Source organism: Glutamicibacter halophytocola (assembly GCF_001302565.1).
Lineage (GTDB): Bacteria > Actinomycetota > Actinomycetes > Actinomycetales > Micrococcaceae > Glutamicibacter > Glutamicibacter halophytocola.
This window is the reverse complement of sequence record NZ_CP012750.1, coordinates 525,802-547,902: the sequence shown is the minus strand read 5'-3', so window position 1 is coordinate 547,902 and position 22,101 is coordinate 525,802. Positions and strand designations below refer to the sequence as shown.

20 protein-coding genes and 1 tRNA gene are annotated in these 22,101 nt (G+C 59.3%); 8 read left to right on the top strand and 13 right to left on the bottom strand.

The window, feature by feature from the left end; translation table 11 throughout:
- Nucleotides 1–322 precede the first annotated feature (322 nt).
- Both AOZ07_RS02515 and AOZ07_RS02510 read left to right on the top strand, forming a co-directional pair.
- A complete protein-coding gene (locus tag AOZ07_RS02515) occupies nt 323–1,063 on the top strand; it encodes a response regulator transcription factor (RefSeq protein ID WP_022875560.1) in 741 nt (246 codons plus the stop codon).
- Nucleotides 1,060–2,577: a sensor histidine kinase gene (locus tag AOZ07_RS02510; RefSeq protein ID WP_060700569.1), complete on the top strand. Its 1,518-nt coding sequence runs from the start codon at nt 1,060–1,062 to the stop codon at nt 2,575–2,577. Before AOZ07_RS02515 ends, AOZ07_RS02510 begins: the two co-directional genes overlap by 4 nt.
- Before the next feature lie 31 nt (nt 2,578–2,608).
- Here AOZ07_RS02510 and upp read toward each other — a convergent pair whose 3' ends face one another.
- Complete coding sequence (gene upp, locus AOZ07_RS02505; protein ID WP_060700568.1) at nt 2,609–3,256, bottom strand: uracil phosphoribosyltransferase; 648 nt, start codon at nt 3,254–3,256, stop codon at nt 2,609–2,611.
- A 147-nt stretch (nt 3,257–3,403) separates the two neighbouring features.
- Between upp and tadA the strand changes: the two genes are divergently transcribed.
- Nucleotides 3,404–3,880, top strand: coding sequence for a tRNA adenosine(34) deaminase TadA (gene tadA, locus AOZ07_RS02500; RefSeq protein WP_060700567.1), 477 nt, complete (start codon nt 3,404–3,406; stop codon nt 3,878–3,880).
- A gap of 94 nt (nt 3,881–3,974) precedes the next feature.
- Nucleotides 3,975–4,065: transfer RNA gene (locus tag AOZ07_RS02495), tRNA-Ser, on the top strand.
- Nucleotides 4,066–4,127: 62 nt separating this feature from the next.
- On the opposite strand, the gene AOZ07_RS02490 is transcribed toward AOZ07_RS02495, so the two are convergent.
- The 9 genes from AOZ07_RS02490 to modA all read right to left on the bottom strand — a co-directional run bounded on the left by AOZ07_RS02490 (nt 4,128) and on the right by modA (nt 11,993).
- Nucleotides 4,128–5,330, bottom strand: coding sequence for a glycerophosphodiester phosphodiesterase family protein (locus AOZ07_RS02490; protein ID WP_060700566.1), 1,203 nt, complete (start codon nt 5,328–5,330; stop codon nt 4,128–4,130).
- A gap of 97 nt (nt 5,331–5,427) precedes the next feature.
- Entirely contained in the window at nt 5,428–5,970 is a 543-nt protein-coding gene (locus tag AOZ07_RS02485; protein WP_060700565.1) for a YaeQ family protein, read from the bottom strand.
- Between the two features lie 58 nt (nt 5,971–6,028).
- A complete protein-coding gene (locus AOZ07_RS02480) occupies nt 6,029–7,483 on the bottom strand; it encodes an HNH endonuclease (RefSeq protein ID WP_060700564.1) in 1,455 nt (484 codons plus the stop codon).
- A gap of 95 nt (nt 7,484–7,578) precedes the next feature.
- Nucleotides 7,579–7,851 carry a DUF6457 domain-containing protein gene (locus AOZ07_RS02475; RefSeq protein ID WP_060700563.1) on the bottom strand — a complete coding sequence of 91 codons (273 nt, stop codon included), beginning with the start codon at nt 7,849–7,851 and terminating at the stop codon, nt 7,579–7,581.
- A gap of 1 nt (nt 7,852) precedes the next feature.
- A complete protein-coding gene (mobA, locus tag AOZ07_RS02470) occupies nt 7,853–8,434 on the bottom strand; it encodes a molybdenum cofactor guanylyltransferase (protein ID WP_060700562.1) in 582 nt (193 codons plus the stop codon).
- Nucleotides 8,431–9,678 (bottom strand): molybdopterin molybdotransferase MoeA, encoded by a 1,248-nt coding sequence (locus tag AOZ07_RS02465; RefSeq protein ID WP_060700561.1) that lies wholly within the window; start codon nt 9,676–9,678, stop codon nt 8,431–8,433. Before AOZ07_RS02465 ends, mobA begins: the two co-directional genes overlap by 4 nt.
- Nucleotides 9,675–10,427, bottom strand: coding sequence for an ATP-binding cassette domain-containing protein (locus AOZ07_RS02460; RefSeq protein WP_060700560.1), 753 nt, complete (start codon nt 10,425–10,427; stop codon nt 9,675–9,677). The genes AOZ07_RS02465 and AOZ07_RS02460 overlap by 4 nt, the downstream gene beginning before the upstream one ends.
- A complete protein-coding gene (locus tag AOZ07_RS02455; RefSeq protein WP_060700559.1) occupies nt 10,424–11,230 on the bottom strand; it encodes an ABC transporter permease in 807 nt (268 codons plus the stop codon). Before AOZ07_RS02455 ends, AOZ07_RS02460 begins: the two co-directional genes overlap by 4 nt.
- Complete coding sequence (gene modA, locus AOZ07_RS02450; protein WP_060700558.1) at nt 11,223–11,993, bottom strand: molybdate ABC transporter substrate-binding protein; 771 nt, start codon at nt 11,991–11,993, stop codon at nt 11,223–11,225. Before modA ends, AOZ07_RS02455 begins: the two co-directional genes overlap by 8 nt.
- Nucleotides 11,994–12,125: 132 nt before the next feature.
- Between modA and moaA the strand changes: the two genes are divergently transcribed.
- Nucleotides 12,126–13,166, top strand: a complete 1,041-nt coding sequence (moaA, locus tag AOZ07_RS02445; RefSeq protein ID WP_084793352.1) for a GTP 3',8-cyclase MoaA — start codon at nt 12,126–12,128, stop codon at nt 13,164–13,166.
- Here moaA and AOZ07_RS02440 read toward each other — a convergent pair.
- The 3 genes from AOZ07_RS02440 to AOZ07_RS02430 all read right to left on the bottom strand — a co-directional run bounded on the left by AOZ07_RS02440 (nt 13,163) and on the right by AOZ07_RS02430 (nt 14,903).
- Nucleotides 13,163–13,711, bottom strand: coding sequence for a DUF6036 family nucleotidyltransferase (locus tag AOZ07_RS02440; protein WP_075972399.1), 549 nt, complete (start codon nt 13,709–13,711; stop codon nt 13,163–13,165). The genes moaA and AOZ07_RS02440 overlap by 4 nt on opposite strands.
- Entirely contained in the window at nt 13,702–14,295 is a 594-nt protein-coding gene (locus AOZ07_RS02435; protein WP_060700555.1) for a helix-turn-helix domain-containing protein, read from the bottom strand. The genes AOZ07_RS02440 and AOZ07_RS02435 overlap by 10 nt, the downstream gene beginning before the upstream one ends.
- Before the next feature lie 62 nt (nt 14,296–14,357).
- Nucleotides 14,358–14,903 carry a DinB family protein gene (locus AOZ07_RS02430; protein ID WP_060700554.1) on the bottom strand — a complete coding sequence of 182 codons (546 nt, stop codon included), beginning with the start codon at nt 14,901–14,903 and terminating at the stop codon, nt 14,358–14,360.
- A gap of 104 nt (nt 14,904–15,007) precedes the next feature.
- Here AOZ07_RS02430 and AOZ07_RS02425 point away from each other — a divergent pair, with 104 nt between their 5' ends.
- From AOZ07_RS02425 to AOZ07_RS02415, 3 genes are all read left to right on the top strand, one after another.
- Nucleotides 15,008–15,964, top strand: coding sequence for a helix-turn-helix transcriptional regulator (locus tag AOZ07_RS02425; protein ID WP_060700553.1), 957 nt, complete (start codon nt 15,008–15,010; stop codon nt 15,962–15,964).
- A 363-nt stretch (nt 15,965–16,327) separates the two neighbouring features.
- The gene (locus AOZ07_RS02420; protein ID WP_060700552.1) at nt 16,328–20,527 is read left to right on the top strand and encodes an NACHT domain-containing protein; all 4,200 of its coding nucleotides are present in this window, start codon (nt 16,328–16,330) and stop codon (nt 20,525–20,527) included.
- Between the two features lie 413 nt (nt 20,528–20,940).
- The gene (locus AOZ07_RS02415) at nt 20,941–22,077 is read left to right on the top strand and encodes an SIR2 family protein (protein ID WP_194943759.1); all 1,137 of its coding nucleotides are present in this window, start codon (nt 20,941–20,943) and stop codon (nt 22,075–22,077) included.
- Nucleotides 22,078–22,101 lie beyond the last annotated feature (24 nt).

Genomic DNA, 22,101 nt, shown 5'->3' with positions numbered 1-22,101 from the left:
GGCGGCTGTCCATATAGTGAGATGAAAACGCCCAAAGGTGATGCAGGACACTTTAGGCATATCTAGGGTATCTAAGCGCTTAACTACTCAATATGCTCAAGCTTTCCGACCAGATCATGCATACCGACCAGTCCATTCACGTCCCTGAATATCCATTCACCCCATAGCGTTGTCCACACTCCAATCATTCGCCGAACGCAAGGCTTGACCAAATTAAGCACTACCGGTCAGCAAAATTCCTGCATAAACTCGACATGCAGTCATAGCTCGCACACAGCAAAATCATATTCTTACCCCAAGGCAATAGGAGAGGCTGTTAAACATGAATGAATCCCGGTTTTCACCTTCGCAGCTGCCCCGCCTCACCCATCCCGACGGCACCCCCATCAAAGTCCTCGTCGTTGACGACGAACCCTCGCTGGCCGAACTGGTCGCCATGGGAACCCGCATGCTCGGTTGGGAAGCCACCATGGCTCATGACGGCCCGGAAGCTGTAGCCACCGCGCGCTCGCTGGCACCGGACGTCCTCGTTTTGGACTGGATGCTGCCAGGCTTTGATGGCCCAGAAGTGCTGCGCAAGGTCCGCACCCATTTCCCCGAGATCCCGGTCCTCTTCCTCACGGCCAAGGATGCGGTGGAAGATCGCATCGAAGGGCTCGGCGCGGGGGCCGACGACTACGTGGCCAAGCCATTCAGCCTCGAAGAAGTCCTGATCCGCTTGCACCGCCTGGTTGAGCGCTCCGGGGCAGCCGCCGCGGATACCGCCGAACTGGTAGTAGGGGATCTGGTGCTGAATATGGATTCGCATGATGTCTCCCGGGCTGGTCGCGATATCTCGCTGACCGCCACAGAATTCGACCTGCTCAGCTACCTGATGAGCAACGCCCGGCGCGTGGTGTCCAAATCGCAGATCCTCGATAACGTGTGGCACTACGACTTCGACGGCCAGGCGAATATCGTCGAACTCTACATCTCCTATCTGCGCAAGAAGATCGACGTTGATGCAGAGCCAATGATCCATACCGTGCGTGGCGTCGGCTATGTGCTGAAGCCGGCGGCATGAGCTTTTTCTCCCCCAGCACCAAGGTCAGCTCGCCGCATTCCTTGCAGCGCAAGCTCCTGCTCATCCTGTTGACCTCGCTCACCGCGGTCTCCGTGCTGCTCGGCCTGCTGTACAACGCCGGCATGCGCCAGACCCTGATGGACCAGCTCAATAGCCAGCTGCGTCTGACCACCGAGCGCGCACTGAATTATTCGCAGGGCGCTCCCGCGGTGAACTCCCGCTTGGATGCCCCGGGCCAGGCTGCCGGCACCCTGACCGCGCGCTTTGTCGACAAATATGTCTTCAACGGCGGGGTGCTCGACGAGCGCACCGGCGAGCGGCAGCAGCTGAGCCAGGAAGATGCCATCCCGATGGTGGACCTTGAACTCAGCGACCTGCATCCCGACAAGGATAATTTCCATCCGGTACGGGCCCATCTGACCGTGGGCGACTACTACCTGGTCGCAGTCAAGGATTCGGGCTCCAACGGGATCCTGATCGTCGGCTTGCCGCTGCATGGCACCGACCTGGCCCTGCGCGGCATGGCCTGGCTGACGCTGTTTATCGCCCTGATCCTGATCGCCGGCGCCGGATTGGCCGGCTCGTGGCTGATTTCCCGCTCGCTGGCCTCGCTCAAGCGCGTGGCCTCCGTGGCCGCATCCGTTGCTGCCGAGGACCTGGATTCGGGCAAGGTGGCGCTGACCCAGCGGGTCCCTTCCGCGGATGCGATCCCGGGAACCGAAGTCGGCAATGTCGGCAACGCGCTGAACGCCATGATCAGCAACGTCTCCACGGCGCTGACCGCTCGCGAAAAGTCGCAGGCCCAGATGCGCCAGTTTGTCGCCGATGCCTCGCATGAATTGCGCACCCCGTTGTCCTCAATTCGCGGCTACACCGAGCTGCTCTCCGCCACCGAGCACTTCTCCCCTGACGGCCAGCGCTCGATCGACCGGGTCTTGCAGCAAAGCAGCCGGATGGGGTCGCTGGTGGAGAATCTATTGCTGTTGGCACGACTGGACGAAGAAAATTCGTTCAAGCGCAGCAGGCTTGATTTGGGCATGCTCACCGCCGACATCACCGAGGACTTCAAGCTGACCGCCAGCGACCATCACTGGGAATTCGAGTGCTGCGCCGAGCAGACCATGGTTTTCGGCGACTCAGCCTCGCTGCGCCGGGTGATCACCAACCTGCTGGCCAACGCGCGCAAGCACACCTCTGCTGGCAATACGGTCACCGTGACGGTGGACCAGGACGACGAGACCGATGAGGCGGTGCTTGAGGTGCACGACACCGGCGAAGGCATTGCCCCAGAGTTCCTGCCGAAGGTTTTCGAGCGATTCACCCGTGCCGACAAGGCGCGCTCCGGTTCCGATGGAACAACCGGGCTGGGACTGCCGATCGCCAAGAGCATCGTCGAAGCGCACGGTGGCAGCATTTCCGTGAGCTCCGAGCCCGGCAATACCGTCTTCGAGGTTCGCCTGCCGCTAGCCGGCGAGGAAACTGGGCCGAAAACGCCAGAGGCCGCGGTCAAGTAACCGCAGCCTCTGGGCTATTGCCTGGTGCTTGCTAGGCGATAGGCGGGGTGACACCGTACAGGCGGTCACCGGCATCGCCCAAGCCTGGAATGATGTAGGACTTCTCGTTCAGCTTCTCATCCAGCGAAGCGAGCACTACGTGCACGCGGTTGTCGTCGCCGTGGATTTCTTCCAGGCGGGCGACGCCCTCAGGGGCCGCGATCAGGCAGATGCAGGTTACGGACTCGGCGCCGCGATCGAAAATGAACTTGATCGCCTCGGCCAGGGTGCCGCCGGTAGCCAGCATCGGGTCCAGCACGAAGACCTGGCGGCCGGTCAGGTCGTTGGGCACGCGATCCGCGTAGGTGATGATGTCCAGGGTTTCCTCATTGCGGGCCATGCCCAGGAAGCCGACCTCTGCGGTGGGGACCAGGCGCGTCATGCCTTCGAGCATGCCCAGTCCGGCACGCAGGATGGGGACAACCAGCGGGGTTGGCTTGGCAATGGCAGTGCCGATGGTGGTGGCGACCGGGGTCTGGACCTGGACGCTTTCGGTCTTCACCTCGCGGGTGGCCTCATAAGCCAGCAGGGTGACCAGTTCATCGGTCAGCTGGCGGAAGATCGAAGACGGGGTGTTCTTATCTCGAAGAACCGATACCTTGTGTGCCACCAGCGGGTGGTCGACTACCTGTACGCGCATAAGTAGAAATCTATCAGCACACCGGCGGGCGAATCGAGGAAAGCGCCCGAAATTCCGCTGTCCAACGAGTTTGGTGTGCCCAAGGAAACAGGAATTGCGCGCCACGGCCAGCCTTGGACGCCCGAAAGCACGTAGAGTAAAAGCACTATGGTGCACGAATACGATGCCTGGATGGACCTCGCTTTGGACGAGGCGCGCGCGGCGCTGGCCACCGACGACGTGCCGATCGGCGCGGTGGTCATCTCCCCCGAGGGCCGTGTGCTGGCCACCGGGCGCAATGAGCGCGAAGCGATCAAAGACCCCACCGCCCATGCCGAAGTGGTCGCCATTCGCCATGCGGTGCGGGCCTTGGAAGAACGCGGCCAAGACGACGGTTGGCGCCTGGCCGACTGCACACTAGTGGTCACATTGGAGCCCTGCGCCATGTGCGCCGGCGCAATCGTCCTGTCTCGCATCCCCAAACTTGTTTTTGGTGCCTGGGATGAAAAGGCCGGAGCCTGTGGATCGGTGTTCGACATCGTGCGCGAACCGCGCTTGAACCACTGGGTCGAAGTCTATTCGAGGGTCAAAGAGCAGGAATGCGCCGAACTCTTGCGCGAATTTTTCAAGGCAAAACGCGGCTAATCGCCCCCATTTGTGTGTTTCGAGCCACTTCAGGGCGATTATCGCGCTCTCGTTTTTGTATTCACCTTTGGTTCGGTATAGAGTTATCAGGTCTGGTGACGTGTCCGAGCGGCCGAAGGTGCAACACTCGAAATGTTGTGTACGGTAACCCCGTACCGTGGGTTCAAATCCCACCGTCACCGCCAATGAAAACCCCGGAAATCCTTTGGATTTCCGGGGTTTTGCTTTGCCTAGAACCAGATGCGCACTAGTTTGCGAAAAGGTCGGTGAGCTTGCCCTTGGCATTCCACAACGCCAGCGAGTCGCCGTCGTTGTTCAGCACGCCTGCTCCGTCAACGTAGAACGCTTCATCGCTGTTGGTGCCTGGTCCGGAGTACACACGCAGCTTCGCGCCCGGTGCCAGCTCGTAGCCTTCGCCGATCTGCAGCTTGTTATTGGCCGCATCGCGAATCAGGTAGCCGCTGACGTCAATGGTGCGCTGGCTGGTGTTCTCCACGATGACGTGTTCGCCGTTTTCCGGGGTGACATCGCTGCCTGGCACATCGTTGACGGCATCCGATATCAGCACGCCGTTGTTTGCGGGGAAGACCTTCTGCCCTTCGAGGTGTCGATCAATCTGCTGCGGGAAGTCCCCGGTGATGCGCTCGACGCCCAGAGCCATGGCTTCGTCGGCCGCTTCAGGAGCGTTGACCGTGTAGACGCCCAGCCCCAGGCCGGCATCCTTCACGCGTTGTGCCCCGGCCGCGTCGAGAGTGCGGTAGCTGGTGCCGAAAGCATCAGCATAGGTTGCGTAGTGCTCCAGTTCCTGCGACGAGGGAACGGTTCCGGTCAGCTGCTGCAATGGCACCTCAGGGGCCAGCTGGGCGAAACGTTCGTTGGAGGCCGCATCAAAACCAAGAACTTCAATCTTTCCGGACTCCAGCAAGGACTTCCACTGGCCATTCTTAGCCAGAGCGTCAGCGACTACCTGTTCGACTCCAGGGGACTTCGCGGGGTCCTTGATCTCGATGAACACGCCGGTCTGGCCAGCCAATGCGCCGGGAACATCATCGAAGTGCGGAATCTTGGCACCGGCAAAACTGGCTGAGAAGTACGAGCCGGGGTCCAGCTGCTGCAATTCAGCCCAGGTGAACGAAGTAATCGGATCGTTAGCACGTTCTGGGAACACGTCTTCAACATTTGTGGTTCGGGCCGGAGTTCCGTCATGGAAGATGAACGGGACGCCGTCTTTGGAAAGCTGGACATCGATTTCGATGAATTCGGCACCCGACTGGCTTCCGGCCTTGATGGCTTCCAAGGTGTTCTCCGGTGCTACACCTGCAGCGCCACGGTGCCCAATGACCAAAGGGCCGGAATCCGATGACTCAATCTCCGTTGCTGCTGCCGGTGCACTAACTCCGGCAACCAGGCAGAGGGCTGCTGCCCCGAGGGTGATGTTGCGCAGTTTCATGGTGGATTTCCTTTGGTGTTGTTGATGAACACCAGCCATGCTTCCGCGCGCGCATGACCTCCACCTCAAGGTCAGTTGAAGCAGAGATTAATGTTTACTACTCAATAGCGTGTTCGCTGAATTGCGTCTCCAAATTCGTTCCATTCAGCTCAAGATAGATCTGGCCTTCGGTCACCGAAACGGACATTGTGTTTCTGCGGGTTAGGCAGCGCACCGCCTCATCAATGAAAACGGAATCAAAAGATCGAAAGCGAATATCTTCAGCTTGGTGAATGGTTTTGCCCCGCCAGGCCGAAAGCAGCTTGGCAGGATCCCGGTGAGTGTAGATGGCCGCGCGGTCTGCTCGTTTGCTGCCAAGGTGAACCCTCTGTGCATCCGGCGCACCTACTTCAATCCATGCCGTGATCAGCCCAGTCAGATCCTTGACCAGGATCGCTGGCTCTTCGCCCGTGGATACGCCACCGGCCGAGAAGGTGATCCCTTCTTCGTATTCCAAGCAGTAAGCCAGAACGCGCGTGATCATGTAGGCATCGGTTTCAGAAGGATGCTGCGCCACGCGCAGAGACAGATCCTCGTAAACCCCGCGATCTACATCAGCAAGTTGAACTTCAAAAGTGTGCATAGTCGCGCCGATAGCCATAGTTCTCGAGTTTACAGCGCGTGCGGCACCGCGAAGTGACATCCTCCGCTTTACGGAATCAGGATGCTTCAGGGAAGATTCGAATGATGCGGACGTTCCGAGGGGTTTCCGGGATCTTCGTCCGCTTATTGATCCGTCTGGTCAGCGACTCGTCCATTCTTGCTAGACCAGTTATTGGCGGAGGCGAAGATTCGTAGGTGACGCTCCCTGGAGGATGAATTCTGATCTTGTGCGGATTCTCCTGAACAACTTCTTCGGTCCAGCCCGGGGCCTCTTTGGCCAAATTACAGAAAGCGCATTTCATGCATCCGTTGACGCAACAGGTCTTTCCGCCCTTGCTGTGCTGATGAACGTGGTCTGCGTGGCGGGGCTTGTTGTTGCAATATGGTGTGCGACAGTACGGGTCCCGTAATTGCAAAAGTTTGCGCAGCGACCCCTTGAAGAGCCGCTCTTTGGAATCCATGGCGACCAAATCCTGCGCACCAGGCAACGTATAGAGCCGCCGGATCATCGGGTAGGCCCTGATTCTGCGACGCAATGCAGCAAGTTCTGAAATCGGTGCGCAATCATCGATCTCGCCATAATTTTCAATCAGGCGCCGTGCATACTGTGCTGGAACGGTGCCATAGCCGGGCATTGAAGCCGGCTCTTTTCCGTCCATCAACAGAGCCATATCCGTCATCACGAGATTTACGTGAAGTTTAATTGGCAATGGCTTATCCGCCGGATGCCCCGTCAGCCTGGAAACTAAAAGATCTGCTTTGAGCTGGGCGATGGAGCGTTCGTCGCCAGCATTCTTCAACTGCTGAGCTTCATGCTCAAGCGATGCTTCTACGGCAATTCCCACTTCAATGGGAAGTCCGGCGCTCAGCCTGACGCAGTCTTTTCCCTTGAAGAAGGACACTCCACGATGTTCTGCCTTGCGGTCAATATCTTCATCGCGATTTTCACCACGCACTTCGTCAACAGCTTTTTGTGCAAGGTCGCGGGCTTCGTTGACGGATGCCGTGTCAAACATGGCGGGAGCACTGGCAAAAAAGCTATCAAACTCCCGGCGTTCCGACCTGCTCATCTCTTCCAGCGGGGCCAGGATGGCCATAACCAACTTTTCGCTGAAGTCGCCATGCTGATAGCGCGAAAAAAGATACGGCAAGTCAGCTATCAAGAAATGCATGCGACGCACATAGGCGACAGAGGCATTTTGTGAGCGACGACGGGCCATTGCCACCTGGTGGGCCATCCCCCGCTGCTTGGCAGTCACCGGACCGTCAACAGTCCCGCCCTGAGTAATATCCAAATGAGCTGCAAGGCGGGCTTGAACTGAAGCGAGGAAGGCAGCCTGGGACTCGATTTTCTGAAGTGCTATGACGCTCAGGGTCGGATCATCCTCAGTGAGTGCCACGTTGATAAATGACAGATCGCTTTCAGAAAGGCAAGGAGCATTAGCGAAGCCGGTTCCCACTGGAATCGCGTCTTCGAAATTACTACCGAACACTCCATTGTCTTCGAACATATATCCAGTATACGCCGGATAACCCCGGAACAACAGGGATTATCCACAACAACTAATTCAACAGCGGACGTGGGTAATTCGAAAACCTGTCCGCATTAGGCGTCGTTTTCCGGGTGATCGTCGGACCACGAGTGGGCACGAGTGACCAGCTGTTGAGCGAGGCCGGGCAGATCGCCCTTTGCACTGCCCAAAGCGACGCCGAGCAGGAACGTGCTCAAGGGTGCCGCCGGGCGGGCGACTTCGTGGGCCACGTGCTTGGCGACGTCCAAGACCGTGGCGATGTCGATCTCGGTCGCGTCCAGGCCCAGCTCCCGGGTCGCGGCTTCGAGCCATTCGTTCAGTGCTTCGGGAGGCAAATGCACAGCCATGTCAGTTCCTTTCGTCGCGGCGGGCGCGTTCTAGCGCCTGCTTGGTATCGATGTCGTTGGTGGTCTCATCATCCACCGGCAGGTCGGCTAAATCCAGTTGGCCCAGCGCCGCGCGCACCGGGGCATTGACCAGCCGATCGCCAAGTTCGGCGCAGGCTTGGGCAACGGCGGCCGTGCGGTAGAAGCCGGCGAGCCATTGCGCATAGCCGTGGGCATCGCGCAACACCAATCCGTCGGAGGCCCGGTGATCGAGGTTATCGAGCAGGACTTGGACGACCGCCTCGGGATGCTCCAGGTCGCAGGCCAAGATCAGGCACCAGGGGTTTTGCACTGCCCCGATCCCAGCGGCGATGCCAGCCAGCGGACCGGCAAAGGGCGGATCCTCGCGCAATACCGCATCAGCCAGGGCTCCGCTGGCCCTTTCGCCGGCCACGACCACGCGGACAGCACCTGCGTGGCGGGCGGCATGGATGACGCGGTCGACCAGTCGCTGCCCGTGCAGCAGCAGTTCCGGCTTGTTCACCCCGCCCAGCCGGGTGCCGCGGCCGCCGGCGAGGACGAGCGCGTCGAAATCGGGGCTCATGGAATCATCCTCAGAACCTCGACTTCATCGCCGGGGTTGATCTGCGTGGCTCCGGCCGGAACCAGCGCGTACCCCTGGGCCGCTCCAAAGCCGCCGACCGAGTGGGAAATGCTGCTGGCCTGGACCGCCGGGGCGCAACGCAGCGTCGGCCCGTGCTGGAAAACCACGGGAATGACCTGCATGCGCCCGGCCGCGGCTTTCCACCCCACGGCGGCCACCGCCCGCAGGGTGGGGCGCAGCACTTCGCGGTGGCCCTGCATGGCGCGCAGGCAGGGGCGCACGAACAGTTCGAAGCTGACCGCTGCGCTGACCGGGTTGCCGGGCAGCGCGAAGACCATCGCGCCGGATTCCAATCGACCGGCGCATTGCGGCTGCCCCGGTCGGATCTTCACCCGGGCCGCCTGGACCCCCGGTTCGGCCTCCAGAACCTGGCGCATCACGTCATAGGCGCCGGGGCCAACGCCTCCGGTGCTCAGCACGGCATCATGGGTGGCGCCGAGGATATCGAGCTGTTCGCGGACCGCGCAGATGTCATCCACGCAGTGCACCACCGTGGCTGCCTGGATGCCGGATTCGGCCAGCAGGCCGGCCATGAGCAGCGAATTGGTTTCCGGGATCTGCCCGCGCGAAAGATCTTCGCCAGAGGCACGCAATTCCGCCCCAGTGACCAGCACGGCCACCCTGGGCGCGGTGCGCACCACCAGCGTGCTGGCACCGGCGGCGGCCAGGGCCGAAAGCCTGGCTGCGCTCAGCGTCTCGCCGGCGTAGGCCATCAGGTCCCCTGCGGCCTTGTCCTCGCCGCTTCGCCGGATATCCTTGCCCGGCGGCACCTGCACGTTGACCTGCACGGTGTCCACATCCCAGCCGCCAATGGCCGCCGAGGTATCCTCGATGCGCGCCACCGCATCGGCATCCGTCGGAATCGGGGCACCAGTCATGATCTTCACGCACTGGCCCGGTTCGAGCTTCGGGTCCCAGCCGCTGCCGGCCGGAACTTCGCCGATCACCTCCAAGGCAACCGGCGCTGCCGCGGTATCGACCGAGCGCACCGCATAGCCGTCCATGGCCGAGTTGTCCCACAGCGGCAGCGGGTGCGCGGAGGCGACATCTTCAGCCAGCACCGCGCCGTGCAGGGCGGCAAAGCCGCCAGAGACCTCGATGCTTTGCGGGGCCAGCGGCGCAATCTGCGCAAGCAACCGCGCGCGATGGGTTTCGAGGTCTACGGGTTCATTGCCGGTGCTCATGGTTGTCCCTCCTGGATGCTTCGCGGATGCCGGGCGGGCAGCGTAGCCACCACTGCGCGCACAAAGCGGTTGGCCGGGGCGGCGAAGACCTGCTCGACGGTGCCCCGCTGGATCACCTGTCCGCGCTCCAGCACCAGCAGGTCATCTGCGAGGGCCAGGGCGTCGGTGGCCGAATGCGAGATGACGATGGCGCTGGTCGCGGTGCGCTCCAGCTCCTCGCGCACCAGCGCGCGCATGTCCATGGCCGCTTCGACATCCAGTGAGGCGAAGGGCTCGTCGATCAGCAGCAGCCTGGGCCGGGCAGCCAGGGCACGGGCCAGGGCGATGCGCTGGCGCTGCCCGCCGGACAGCGCCGCCGGGCGCTGGCTCGCCAGCTCCTCCAGCCCCAGCCGCGCGAGCCATTCGCGGGCGGTGGCCAGCGCCGCGGCTTTGCCCGCCCCCGAGGCGTGCGCCCCGAAGGCTATGTTCTTGGCCGCGTCCAGATGCGGGAAAAGGTGCGATTCCTGCCCCAGCAGCCCCACCCCGCGCAGGTGCGGGGCCAGATGCCGGCGTCCATCGGCCAGGATCGCGCCATCGAGTTCGATCCGCCCGCCAGCGATTTTCTGGGTTCCGGCAATGGCGTTGACGATGGTGGACTTGCCGGCGCCGCTGGGCCCCATGATCGCCAGCGTGCTGCCGGAGCGCACCTCGAATTCCACGTTGACCTCGAAGCCGGTGCGCTCAACCCGCAGCTCGGCGAGCAGCCTCATTTGATGGCTCCCGGGCGCCAGGCGCGCACGCACAACAGCACCAGCACCGCGGTGGCCAGCAGCAGCAAGGACAGCGCCACGGCGGTATCCCGGCCCGCGCCGGCGCCATTGAACGCGGTGTAGATCGCCAGCGGCATGGTCTGGGTGACCCCCGGCGCGTTGCCGGCAAAGAGCGCGGTGGCCCCGAATTCGCCGATCGCCCGGGCGAAGCACAGGATCACCCCGGCCACCAGCCCCGGCGCGGCCAGCGGCAGGGTGATGCGGGTGAGCACCATCCATCGCCCGGCGCCAAGGGTCGCGGCGGCCTGCTCGTAGCCGGTGCCGGCCGCGCGCAGCGAGCCCTCCACCGAGAGCACCAGGAAGGGCAGGGCCACGAAGCCTTGCGCGATCACCACGGCGGCGGTGGAAAAGGGCAGGGTGAACCCCCACAGCGAATCGATCAGCTGGCCGATCGGGCTGGTGCGCCCGAAGAGGAAGAGCAGCGCCACCCCACCGACCATCGGCGGCAGCACCAGCGGCACGGCAATCAGCGCGCGCAGCAATTGCGCGATCCTCGGGCCGCTGCGGGCGATCACCAGGGCCAGCGGCACCCCGAGCAGCACGCAGAGCGCGGTGGCCGCCACCCCGGTGCGCACCGAAAGCCACAGGGCCGCCACGGCCTGTTCGCTGGTGGCATCGGCCAGCAGGGTGGACCAGCTGGCGCGGCCCAGCAACGCCAGCAGCGGCAAGACCAGCAGGGCCAGGCCCAGCACCGCCGGGGCGAAGGTGAAGGCCGGGACGCGCAGCCCGGTATCGCTAGCCATTGCCCTGCGCAGCCCCGCTGCCAAAACCGTACTCGGCCAGGATCTCCTGGCCGCGCTCGCTAATCACGAAGTCCAGGAATTCCTGGGCGGCCGGGTTCTCGTCCAGGGTGGCGATCGGGTAGCTGTTGACCACCTCGTCGGCTCCCTCGGGCACGATGGCGGCAAGATCCGGTTCGTCCTGCACGTCGCTGGCGTAGACCAGCCCGGCGTCGGCTTCCCCGGCGGCCACCTTCTGCACCACCGCGGTGACATTCTGCTCTTCGCTCACCGGCTTGAGCTCTACGCCGGCATTCTCCAGCAGCTGCCGCGAGGCATTGCCGCAGGGAACCTGCGCTGCGCACAGCACCGTGCTGGCCCCGGCCAGGTCCGATAGCGAGCCGATGTTGGCAGGGTTGTCCTTGGGCACCGCGATCACCAGGGTATTGCTGGCAAAGATCACCGGTTCGTGGCCGAACCCGGCCTCGGTCACCTCGGCCATGGTGCGTTCATCGGCGGAGGCAAAAACGTCCACGTCGGCGCCTTCCACAATCTGGGTGGCCAAGGTGGAGGAGCCGTCATAGTTGATGCCGGCGATCTGAACCTCGGGGTGCTCGGCCTGGAATTCCTTGGCGATCTGGTCGAACGCCTCATGCAGCGAAGCCGCGGCGGAAACCGTAATGACCTGCTGGTCAGCGGGCTTGTCGCTGCTGCACGAAGCCAGCGCAAGGGTGGCAGCGGTGCCTGCCAGCAGGATTCGGGCAGCCAGCGGCCAGGTTACGCGCATGAGTTCTCCAGTACTTGGGGTTTGTGCCCATGCTACAACCGGGCGCCGGGCAAGCACGGTATTTTACGTGCTGATTTGCTGTTTTACCCGCCCATCTTCCGCCTCTTGCCTGCGCCAGCTACGCTGGTAGCTATGACAGTTCTACCGGCCGGGGATATCGCCGACGCCCGCGGACGGCCCTTGCATGATTTGCGGATCTCGGTGACCGACCGCTGCAATTTCCGCTGCGTCTACTGCATGCCCAAGGAGATTTTCGGCCGCGACTTCGCCTTTCGCGAGCGTTCGGAGCTGCTGAGTTTCGAGGAGATCGAACGGCTCGCCCGCATCAGCGTCACGCTCGGCGTGACCAAGCTGCGGCTGACCGGTGGCGAGCCCCTGCTGCGCCGGGGCATTACCGAACTGGTCTCGATGCTCGCACAGTTGCGCACCCCCCAGGGCGCGCCGGTGGATCTGGCGATGACCACCAATGGCTCGGCTCTGCCCAAGATGGCGCAGTCGCTGAAGGACGCCGGGCTGAACCGCGTGACCATCTCGCTGGATTCGCTCGACGACGCCAAGTTCAAGGCTATCAACGACGTGAACTTCCCGGTCGCCCGCGTGCTGGAGGCCATCGAGGTGGCCCGCGAGGTCGGCCTGGGTCCGGTGAAAATCAATACTGTTCTCAAGCGCGGGGTCAACGACGATGAAATCCTGAAACTGGCCGAGCATTTCCGCGGCACCGGGGCGATCCTGCGCTTCATCGAGTACATGGACGTGGGCACCACCAACGGCTGGAAGCTGGACGAGGTCTTGCCCTCGGCCGAGGTGGTCTCGATGATCAACGAGCGCTGGGCCCTTGAGCCGGCGGCCAAAACCGAGCCGGGCGAAACCGCCAACCGCTGGCGCTACACCGATGGGGCCGGGGAAATCGGCGTGATCTCCAGCGTCACCAATGCCTTCTGCGGCAATTGCTCGCGCTCGCGGGTTTCGGCGGAGGGGCAGCTCTACACCTGCCTGTTCGCCGGCTCCGGCTATGACCTGCGCAAGCTGATGCGCGATGGGATCAGCGACGAGGATCTGGCCAAGGCGCTGGCCGGCCACTGGCGCAAGCGCGATGACAATTATTCCGAGCTGCGCGCCGCGCTGACCCCGGGAAACCGCAAGCGCATCGAGATGTCCTACATCGGGGGCTAGGAGTTTTTGTAGCGTGCCAATTTGATAGCCTGGGCGGCCACGATTTCCGCGTCCTGACGGGCTATAGGCGGATAGGCGACATCATCATCACCGTAAAGTTCCTCGGCGATTTCCACGGCTTCATGGGGATCCGTGATTTCCAGCTGTGTAACGAGGTAGCCGAGATCTTCCATATCGCGTTGCCTAGCCGAACTGAGTTTCATGGCCAGCAGCGTTCGTGGTGTTGCCAGATCAATACGATAGCCACCGCCCAGCGCAATTGGCTGCCATCTGGCGCCTGAGGGGATGAATGCTGCGGCGGACGAGTTCATCCAGTTCCGCGGCAGTCCGCGCTCTTGCGCGATGTCCCGCACGATCTTGTCGACGGCAAGTACTGGCGCATAGGACGCGTCAATATCAACCGTGACCCTTCGGTCTCTGCCAGAAAGCGCCATGGCAGCACCTCCAACTAGTCGCACAGTCGCCTGAATCCCGGCATTCTCCAGTCGTGCGCATATCTCACTCAGAAGCTCTCGGATATCATCCCGAGTCAGTTCTATATGCATAGCCGCTCCAAGGAATTGTCTTTGAGGAAGATGTTGAATTCTGCGAAGCGCCGTGGAGTGCGCCGGATGGTCAGCGCCCGAAACTCATCGGTCAGCTCCATCACGTCATCCGCTGGGAACCATGGTTCGGAAAGCTTCGAACCCCAGCGCGGTGGCGTAGAAGGGTGCTGATCAAGCACCGCTCTTGCCCCGGCTGCGAGCAGAGCATCAAAGCGCAGCGACCCAGTGGCCGGAGGCTTTTTTAACCGCGACGGATTCATTGACTTCAGTTGCAAGAAGCAATCCATCGCCAGTTGCAGAGCGAACTGCGAATCCCCGTTGGCGACTTCCAGGGCAATGGCCCGCGCTGCCTGGTCCAAGATCGTCTGCGGCGTGGGAGCCGGCGCATTCCATACGATATCCATGGCGGCGGCGACTTTAAGCGCGGCTCCCAGCTCGACTGATTCTTTGCCCATTTCCAGGTCGCCAATGTATTTGCGGGATAGTCCGCTCAGCTCGGCCAGCGCTTGCTGGCTAAGCCCTCGCTCAATGCGAGTCCCGCGAATGGCTTGGCCCAGCGTTTGAGCGGAATCTATCGTTTCCATGCTCGCATTATGACACCGTACGGCGACAAAATGAAGCGGAAATTGTGAACCGAATTGGATTCCTATCCCATGGATTTTTGCCCATCCAAGGATTCGCGGATGATGTCCGCATGCCCCGAATGCTGGGTGGTCTCGGCGATGATATGCATCAAGGTGCGGCGCACCGACCAGTGGGTGTCGACAAACCATGGAGCCGAGGGCAATTCGTGCACGGCATCCAGATCCACTTCGGCCAGCAGCGCGTCGGTGCTCTCGGCAATCAGCGCATAGTTTTCCAGCAGCGCTTCCAGGCTGTCCCCGTCCTGCATGCGGAATTCGTTGAGGAAGGCCTCGATCGCCTCGGGTGGCATCTGGCTGAAATCCGCTCCGTCCCAGGCCATGGCGGCCCGGCCCTTGACCATGAATTCCTGCCACTGCTTTTCCACGGCGCACACATGCTTGATCAACCCGCCGAGGGTCAATTCGCTCACCGTGGTGCGCTGCGCGGCCTGCTCGTCGTTCAGGCCCTGGACGGTGAAACGCAGGAAATGCCGCGCGTTGGCCAGCGCTTGGAACAGGTCGGCACGTTCGCCGCTCAGCGTGGTGTTGGTGATGGCCATGGTGCTCATGATTGCCTCCTGGCATAAGCTGCAGCCGGTATTTCCAGCTGGCAATAACCAGAGTAGAAGTGAAAAGTGCCAGTTTCTGTCCTAAATCAAGGCAGACTTGTTGCATGAGTACCAGCACCAGATTCTTGCGCCTGCTCTCGCTCTTGCAGACCCATCGGTATTGGTCCGGGGACGAACTCGCCGACCGCCTGGACGTCAGCTTGCGCACCGTTCGCCGGGACATCGAGCGGCTGCGCGATCTCGGTTATCCGGTGCAGGCTGATCGCGGCGTAGGCGGAGGCTATCAGCTGGCCTCCGGCACCGCGCTGCCTCCCTTGGTGCTCGACGATGAGGAAGCCGTGGCACTGGTGGCCGCATTGCAGTCCACGGTGCACGGCGGATCCTCGGCGCTGGCCGAGGCGGCACTGCGGGCGATGGGGAAGGTTCTGCCCGTGCTTCCAGCCAGGTTAAGGAAGCGGGCGCAAGCGCTGACCGCGAGCACCGTCCCGCTCAATTCCCGGTCCTCGGCACCGGATCCCGTGGACCCTGCAGTACTGGTGGCTTTTGCCCAGGCCTGCCGCGACCACGAGCGAATCGCCTTCGACTACAAGGATGCCAAGGGAACCAAGAGCTCGCGCCGCGTAGAGCCGGTCCAGCTGGTGAATGTGGGCAACCGCTATTACCTGGTGGCTTTCGATCTGGACCGCGATGATTGGCGCAGCTTCCGCGTGGACCGCGCGCAGAACGCCTCGCCCAGGGCGTTGCGCTTCATCCCCCGGCCGGTGCCTGGTGGCGATGCGGCGGGGTTTGTCCGCGCAGGATTGCGTGGCAGCGGGCAGCCAGGAGTGAGCGCGCGAGTTTACGCCAATGCAGAAAAGCTGGAGCCGCTCATTGGCCGCTGGTTCGAGATCCAGCAGATCGATGGGGACAGTTGCCTGGTGCGCACCGAAAATATGGATCTTCGCTGGGCCGCGTTCGGACTGGCCATGAGCGAGGCAAAAGTCAGCGAGGTGCAGCCAACGGAACTGCGAGCGCTTCTGGATTCCTGGATTTCGAATATCGGTTCCACGCCACGGGAGTGAGGACCACGCGAACTGTATTTCTAAACAAAAGACATCTCTCGGCTAGCGGTTTGATAATCCGTTGTCCAGCAATTCGGCTGCATTGTGAAAAATCAGGATTGGGAGGGACTTATCTACGCTGACACAAGAACTTTCCTGAGTCTTTCTTGCCTTTACCTAAAACCGAAAAATTGGCGTCAGCATAATTCCTCTATCGAATTCCCGATAATGTACTTTGCTCGATGCAATGCAGCATTTACTTAATTTAGTGCAAAATGATATTTTCCCACCTGACCTGCCGCAAGGCAGACAATTCCGAATTACCAAGCAGATAATTTTTGAATCAAATATCATCGCCCTTGAAGCTCCCATAATATTAGATTCATGTCACCAACCTCCAAGATACGTCTACACGACATTCGTGCGCATGAAGGAAGCCAAGCGCGAGCATGGGAAGAACTCGTCTACCAGGTCAGACCGCTACCCGGCACAGGACATGTCGAAACTCGAAAAACGAAAGCTCCTGATGCTGGTGTCGAATGGTACGAAATCTATGCGGACGGCCACGAGGAAGGCTTTCAGGCAAAATTTCATAACAACTTGGCTGATGCACTCGGTGGCATGCTCGAATCTGTCAGGGCTGTAGCAGGCAAGCGTCCTCGCATGACTCGCCTGACTTTCATTGTGCCTTACGACTTCACGGACAGCGGTGAGTCAGCAACCAAGTCTGACCAGGATCGATGGAATGATGCTGTTACGCGTTGGAAGAAGGACGTAGTAGGTGCCACCAGGTTGGATTTTCGTGTCCTTCGGGCTGGTGATATCACTGAAAAGCTAATGCTCGCCGAGCACGCAGGCCGCCGTGCATACTGGTTTGGACATCTCGAACTCACTGATGCATGGCTATCAAGCCGCCTTCGGGAATCGCTCGCAACCGCCGGAGAACGGTACACGCCGGAGGCCGACACCTACTCCGCGATCAACGACTTCATCGACGCAGCCGCGAAGAGTCAGCGATTCCTGACCGGTCTCAGGAAAATGATTGACCGCACGCTTCGGGCGTGCAGGCAAGACATCGGGGTGTGGGGTCCCAATACGGAACAAGTTGAGGAAATGTTGGAAAAGCTCGAATCGTGGGCTCTTCTATCACTGTCTGGGGAGGATTCCCAGGTACAAGAAGTTCTGGTTCGTGAACCAGATTTTAGGACCTTGGCGGAAATCGCTTCTAATCTAAGAGAAGCAGCGAGCATAAGTCTTGCGGATCTAGATTCTTTCCAACGGATAAAAATTGAACGTTTGCTGCCCTTGATAGAGCATCTAGAGGACTTTGCCATTGGAAAGTTAGCTGCGCTCTGCACCGGTCGCGCACTGGCCATCGAAGGTCCAGCTGGTCAAGGGAAAACCCATTCCCTCATGGCTGCTGCGCAACGACTCCATGAACAAGGAGTCCCCACCATCGCTTTGCTCGGGCAACGGATGAAAGATGCGACTTGGTGGAGGGCCTTGTCGGATGTTCTGGGAGGGGTGCCGACGACTAGCGAGGAGTTCTTGCAGGCGCTCGATTCACTTGCAGAAGCCAAGAATTGTCGCGCCGTGATCATCGTGGACGCCCTCAACGAATCAGAATCTCCCCGACGTTGGGAGACTGAACTGGTCGCGCTACATTCGCGTGTCCGCGAATTCGCTCACATCTCGCTCATCGTTTCCTACCGGAATGACTACCAAAATGTTGTGCATCCATCGAGAAAACTCCCGATCGTGCGCCACCCAGGACTAGCCGGCCGAGAGACAGACGCTATGGAGAAATACTGCGCCCTCTTCAGTATCCCACTGCCAGGTCGTTCTCTCTTCGATCCATCCTTCAGCAACCCTCTCTTTCTCCGCATGTATTGTGAAGTATTAGCGAGCGAAAAGAGCCGACATACGGACCCCATAACCCGGTCTAACCTATTCGAGCGATTTGCAAAGGCACGTTCCCGAGAAGTTCTGGCACGCCTGGAGCTTTCCCCTTCGTCTGAGGTCGTATCTAAGGCCATCGAAATCGTCGCCGATCTACTTCTAAATCATCGCGGGCAACCCGTTCCACGTGCCATCGCAGAACAGAAGATTGACGCCCTATTGCCAATACGGCAATGGCCAAAAACTCTATTCCAACAGCTGGGTAGCGAGGGGCTACTCGAACTTCGGCCAACATACGACGGCGAGGAATCTGTGAGTTTCCCCTTTCAGGCCTACTCCGAACACCTTCTGGGAGCTCGACTTATCGAAGTACTGGCTCCAGCTCAAAAGCGCTCCTGGTGGCGTAGTTTTCTACCCGGCCGCAACCAGCCACAGACCCAGATCGCTATACGGTTGCGGAACGAACCGTGGTTGTGGCGAGCCATGGCGGTGTTGTTACCAGAAAGACTGGGAGTAGAACTTTCCGAGCTCCTTCCTGATAAAACCAAAGAACACCGGCTTCGTGAAGCGCTGAGGCAGAGCTTAGTCGAGAGGTCGCATGATGCATTCGGAATGCGAGCCCACGAGTTGCTAGAGGGCATGCTGGTATGTGAAAACATGACCGAGGCCGTCGACACCGTATTGTCGCTGGCCCCACGAGAATCTCATCCGGCAAACGGCGACTGGCTACACCAGCGACTCATTCGTATGGACATGCCAACACGGGACGCGTCCTGGTCGATCGCTTCTTACGACGCAGGATCTGAGTCCCCGGCGTTCAGAAGGCTCACAGAATGGGCACGCCGTGTAACGACGACTACGAGTGATGAAGAGATACGACTTGCGTCGCTTTCCCTCATGTGGCTTCTATCATCACCAAACCGCTTCCTGCGTGACAGCGTGACCAAGACCCTTGCGCACCTTCTAAGCTCACGCCTCTTGGTCAGTGCCTCCCTCCTCCGCGCGGCACGGGAAGTGGACGACCCATACGTTCAAGAACGTGTGTTCACCAGCATCTACGGTGCCGTTATGGTCGGAGGAGAAACCCAATACGATGCGGTTGAACTGATCTGTGAGGAGCTATCCGACTGGGCAAACGCGGGTCTACCCGTCAATGTCCTTGCACGGGACTCAGCCCGGGGAACTATCGCATGGGCACGCTATCGTGGAATTGCTACGGACGAGCTTCAAAATGCGTTTCTACCCCCGTATGGATCAGCTGCCCCCACAGAGCCCCCCACTGCCGACGAACTTCGAGTGTGGCACGGACATGAGGAAGATAAAGAAGGCGATATCACCCGCTGGCGCGCTTTCTCGATTCTTGACTCATGCCTCGATTGGATGGGTGACTTCAACAAGTACGTGGTCAAGAGCCATGTGGGTAAATTCAGCAAGCACCCGTTGCTGTTGCCTGTGCCTTGTTCAGAGGGCAAGCGGATCGACCCGCTCGGAGAAGTCGAGGGCGACTGGGCAGGCCGGTGGATTGCCCACCGGGCTCTCGAAATGGGTTGGACTGAAGAAAGATTCGGTGATTTTGAACGAGAGCATTGGCACGGAAGAGGTAGGGACTCACATAAGGCGGAACGATTTGGCAAGAAGTACCAGTGGATGGCTCTTCACGAACTGCTGGGCCGACTTGCCGACAACTATCACCTGACGCTTCAGCCGTGGGACCAAGAGCGTGATATTTACCAGGGCCCTTGGATCTGGTACGGCAGGGACATTGATCCGAGCCTCCCACCGAGCGTGACACGTCAAGACAACTCCAGATTCTGTGACATCGCTCAAGAAGCGAACGCGGAGTCGTGGGCAAGCATTGCTTCACCCGACCTTGATACTTCCATCTCGCCCGACGAATGGGTTGCCAATACCACTGACCTTCCTAGCGCCTCTGCAATGTTTGAATCGCAGGATATTGAAGGGAAAAGGTGGATCGCGCTGCAGAGATATTGCACGTGGAACCGGAAAAATGACCGACGAACAGGCATCTCGAAACGCGTACGTGACGTCTTCTTCTTGCAGTTTGCCTGGCTCACACCCAAAGGGCAGGGGCAGTCTCTACAAGATCTTCTCATCGCTCAAGGTCTAGGTGGCCGTTGGATGCCCGATACCTCCCGAACACACACGCAGTATCTCGGAGAACTGGGGTGGGCGCCCGTTGAAACAGCCCGAAATCATGATCGTGATATCCCCGAGAAGCTTCGTGATGCGGGCATTGAGGCTTGGCCCGCCGTGGAGCAATACCTCTGGGAAGGAAACACCCTGGACTGCTCCCTGGATGAAAACGTAGACTTCTACATGCCGACTGCCGAGCTGTTGGGTAACGCTCGTTGGATTGGGCACCGTGCCGAATGGTCCTTTAACAATTCTGTGGTTTGCCGAGCTCTGAAACTCGACGACGAAGAGAATGGCCAAGATGTCGTATTGGTCGACGCTGATTGGCTAAACCGCCGGCTCGCAGAATTGAACGCGGATCTAGTCATCGGAACCCTTGGCGAAAGACATGCCATGCCAATCGACGACAGCGATGATTACAAAATGGCATTTTCCGACATTTCCTATATCGCCCTCCTTCAGCCTGGCGAGCCCATCCAAACCAACGGACCTAACCTTTCGGTTCGTCAGACTGAAAAACCCAATACATAAAACGATCAGCAACTCACCCAAGTCATGAAATGAACGTTCTTCCTGCTAGAAAAATGAAACTAAACAATAAGACAGGTTGAAAGCTCATCAACTTACCGGAGGCACGCAACGAATGAAAAATTGGGTCAAAAGGGGCGATGAAGGAGCATGCCCCAACAATACCGACATTTCATTTGTTTGATAGCCCTCCATGCCAAGTCTCCGTAGTTGTGTGCAAGGGTGTTGATAACGTGACTTTAAGTCCGGTAAAAGCCCTAAAAATTCCGATAATCGTCTAGTCAGGGCCGATCCGCTCAGGCTGTCAGCGTGACGAAGTCTCATGAGTCCCGTTCCGTATGCATAATGGTCAACTCTCTAACAGTTGCAACTACAAGCAATAAACTTTGAATAGGCAACCGAAAGGAGTCCGGGAATTGGATCAGCCTAGAAATCTCGCGGTCATTGCAGGAAATGGTTTGAGTATCGCCTTCTCAAAGGAACTACTCCTCAACAAGATCACTGAGCGTCTTGTAGCGGAGTTCGATGCATTGTCGGGAGATGAGACTGGTGTTCTAGGGACTTTGCGAAACTTGGCCGACCGGATTGAAGATAACGGCACGATTGACGAAAATGATTTCGAGCAATTGGTGGGATCATTCGAAAGTCAGGCCGCTCTCCTAAGCGACTTGGCTGAATTAGCTGCCCTTCTCCCAGAAGGGGGAACGGCTCTTCCTGCGGCTATCGAAGAGGTCCGTAATTTCACAAGCAAAGTTCTAAGTCGCGGGACCGGAATAGTGCTGAAAACTATCCTTGAAGCCTCGGATAGTTATTCGGAATCGGCCGAAAATATAAACAAACTCTTCAGGGAAATTGACAATTGTTTCGCAGGTACAGTTACTTTCGCAAATTTGAACTACGACATCCTTGTCCTAAAGACGCTATTGGGCCTTCGTTTCACAATGTGCGATATGGGCAAGGGATACGGGAATGTGAAGCTCTCAATTATGAATGACCGAGGCGAACTTCTCACTAATTATAGTGGAAAGCCGTTGCGCACTTCTCTAGATTTCCCGGAACAAGCCAAATTTCGGCTCGTTCACCCTCATGGTTCACTGACCTATTGGAAGAACACCGAAACAGGAGTAATTGGCAAGGTGCCTATTGAAGCACTGAGATCTCATGACCTTTTCTCTAGCCTTGGAGCGTCAGAAGGGAAGATCAGGCCAGCGGTAGTGTTGGCGAATTCTCGTGAAAAGCAAAAGCGAGTCAAGGAATACCCCTTCAACTTGGCTTACCAAGCAATGTCCGAAAGCCTGAAATCCTCCGATCATTGGCTGATCGTTGGGTACAGTTTCCGTGACGAATCCGTGAATAGCGCACTTCGTATAGCACTCGCCAATAGAAAGCGTAAGCCCATGATCCTTGTTAGTACCTTCGGAGACGAACTCACCAAAGAAATGGTGCTCAATGAGATTGGTTGGGATGGCCCATCTATTCAGAATGTCTATATTGACCGTGGCGGGGTAGAAGGTTTGGAACGACGATGGGATTGGAATCTCTTTAACCTCTAAACCCAATAGGAACGACCTTTTTGA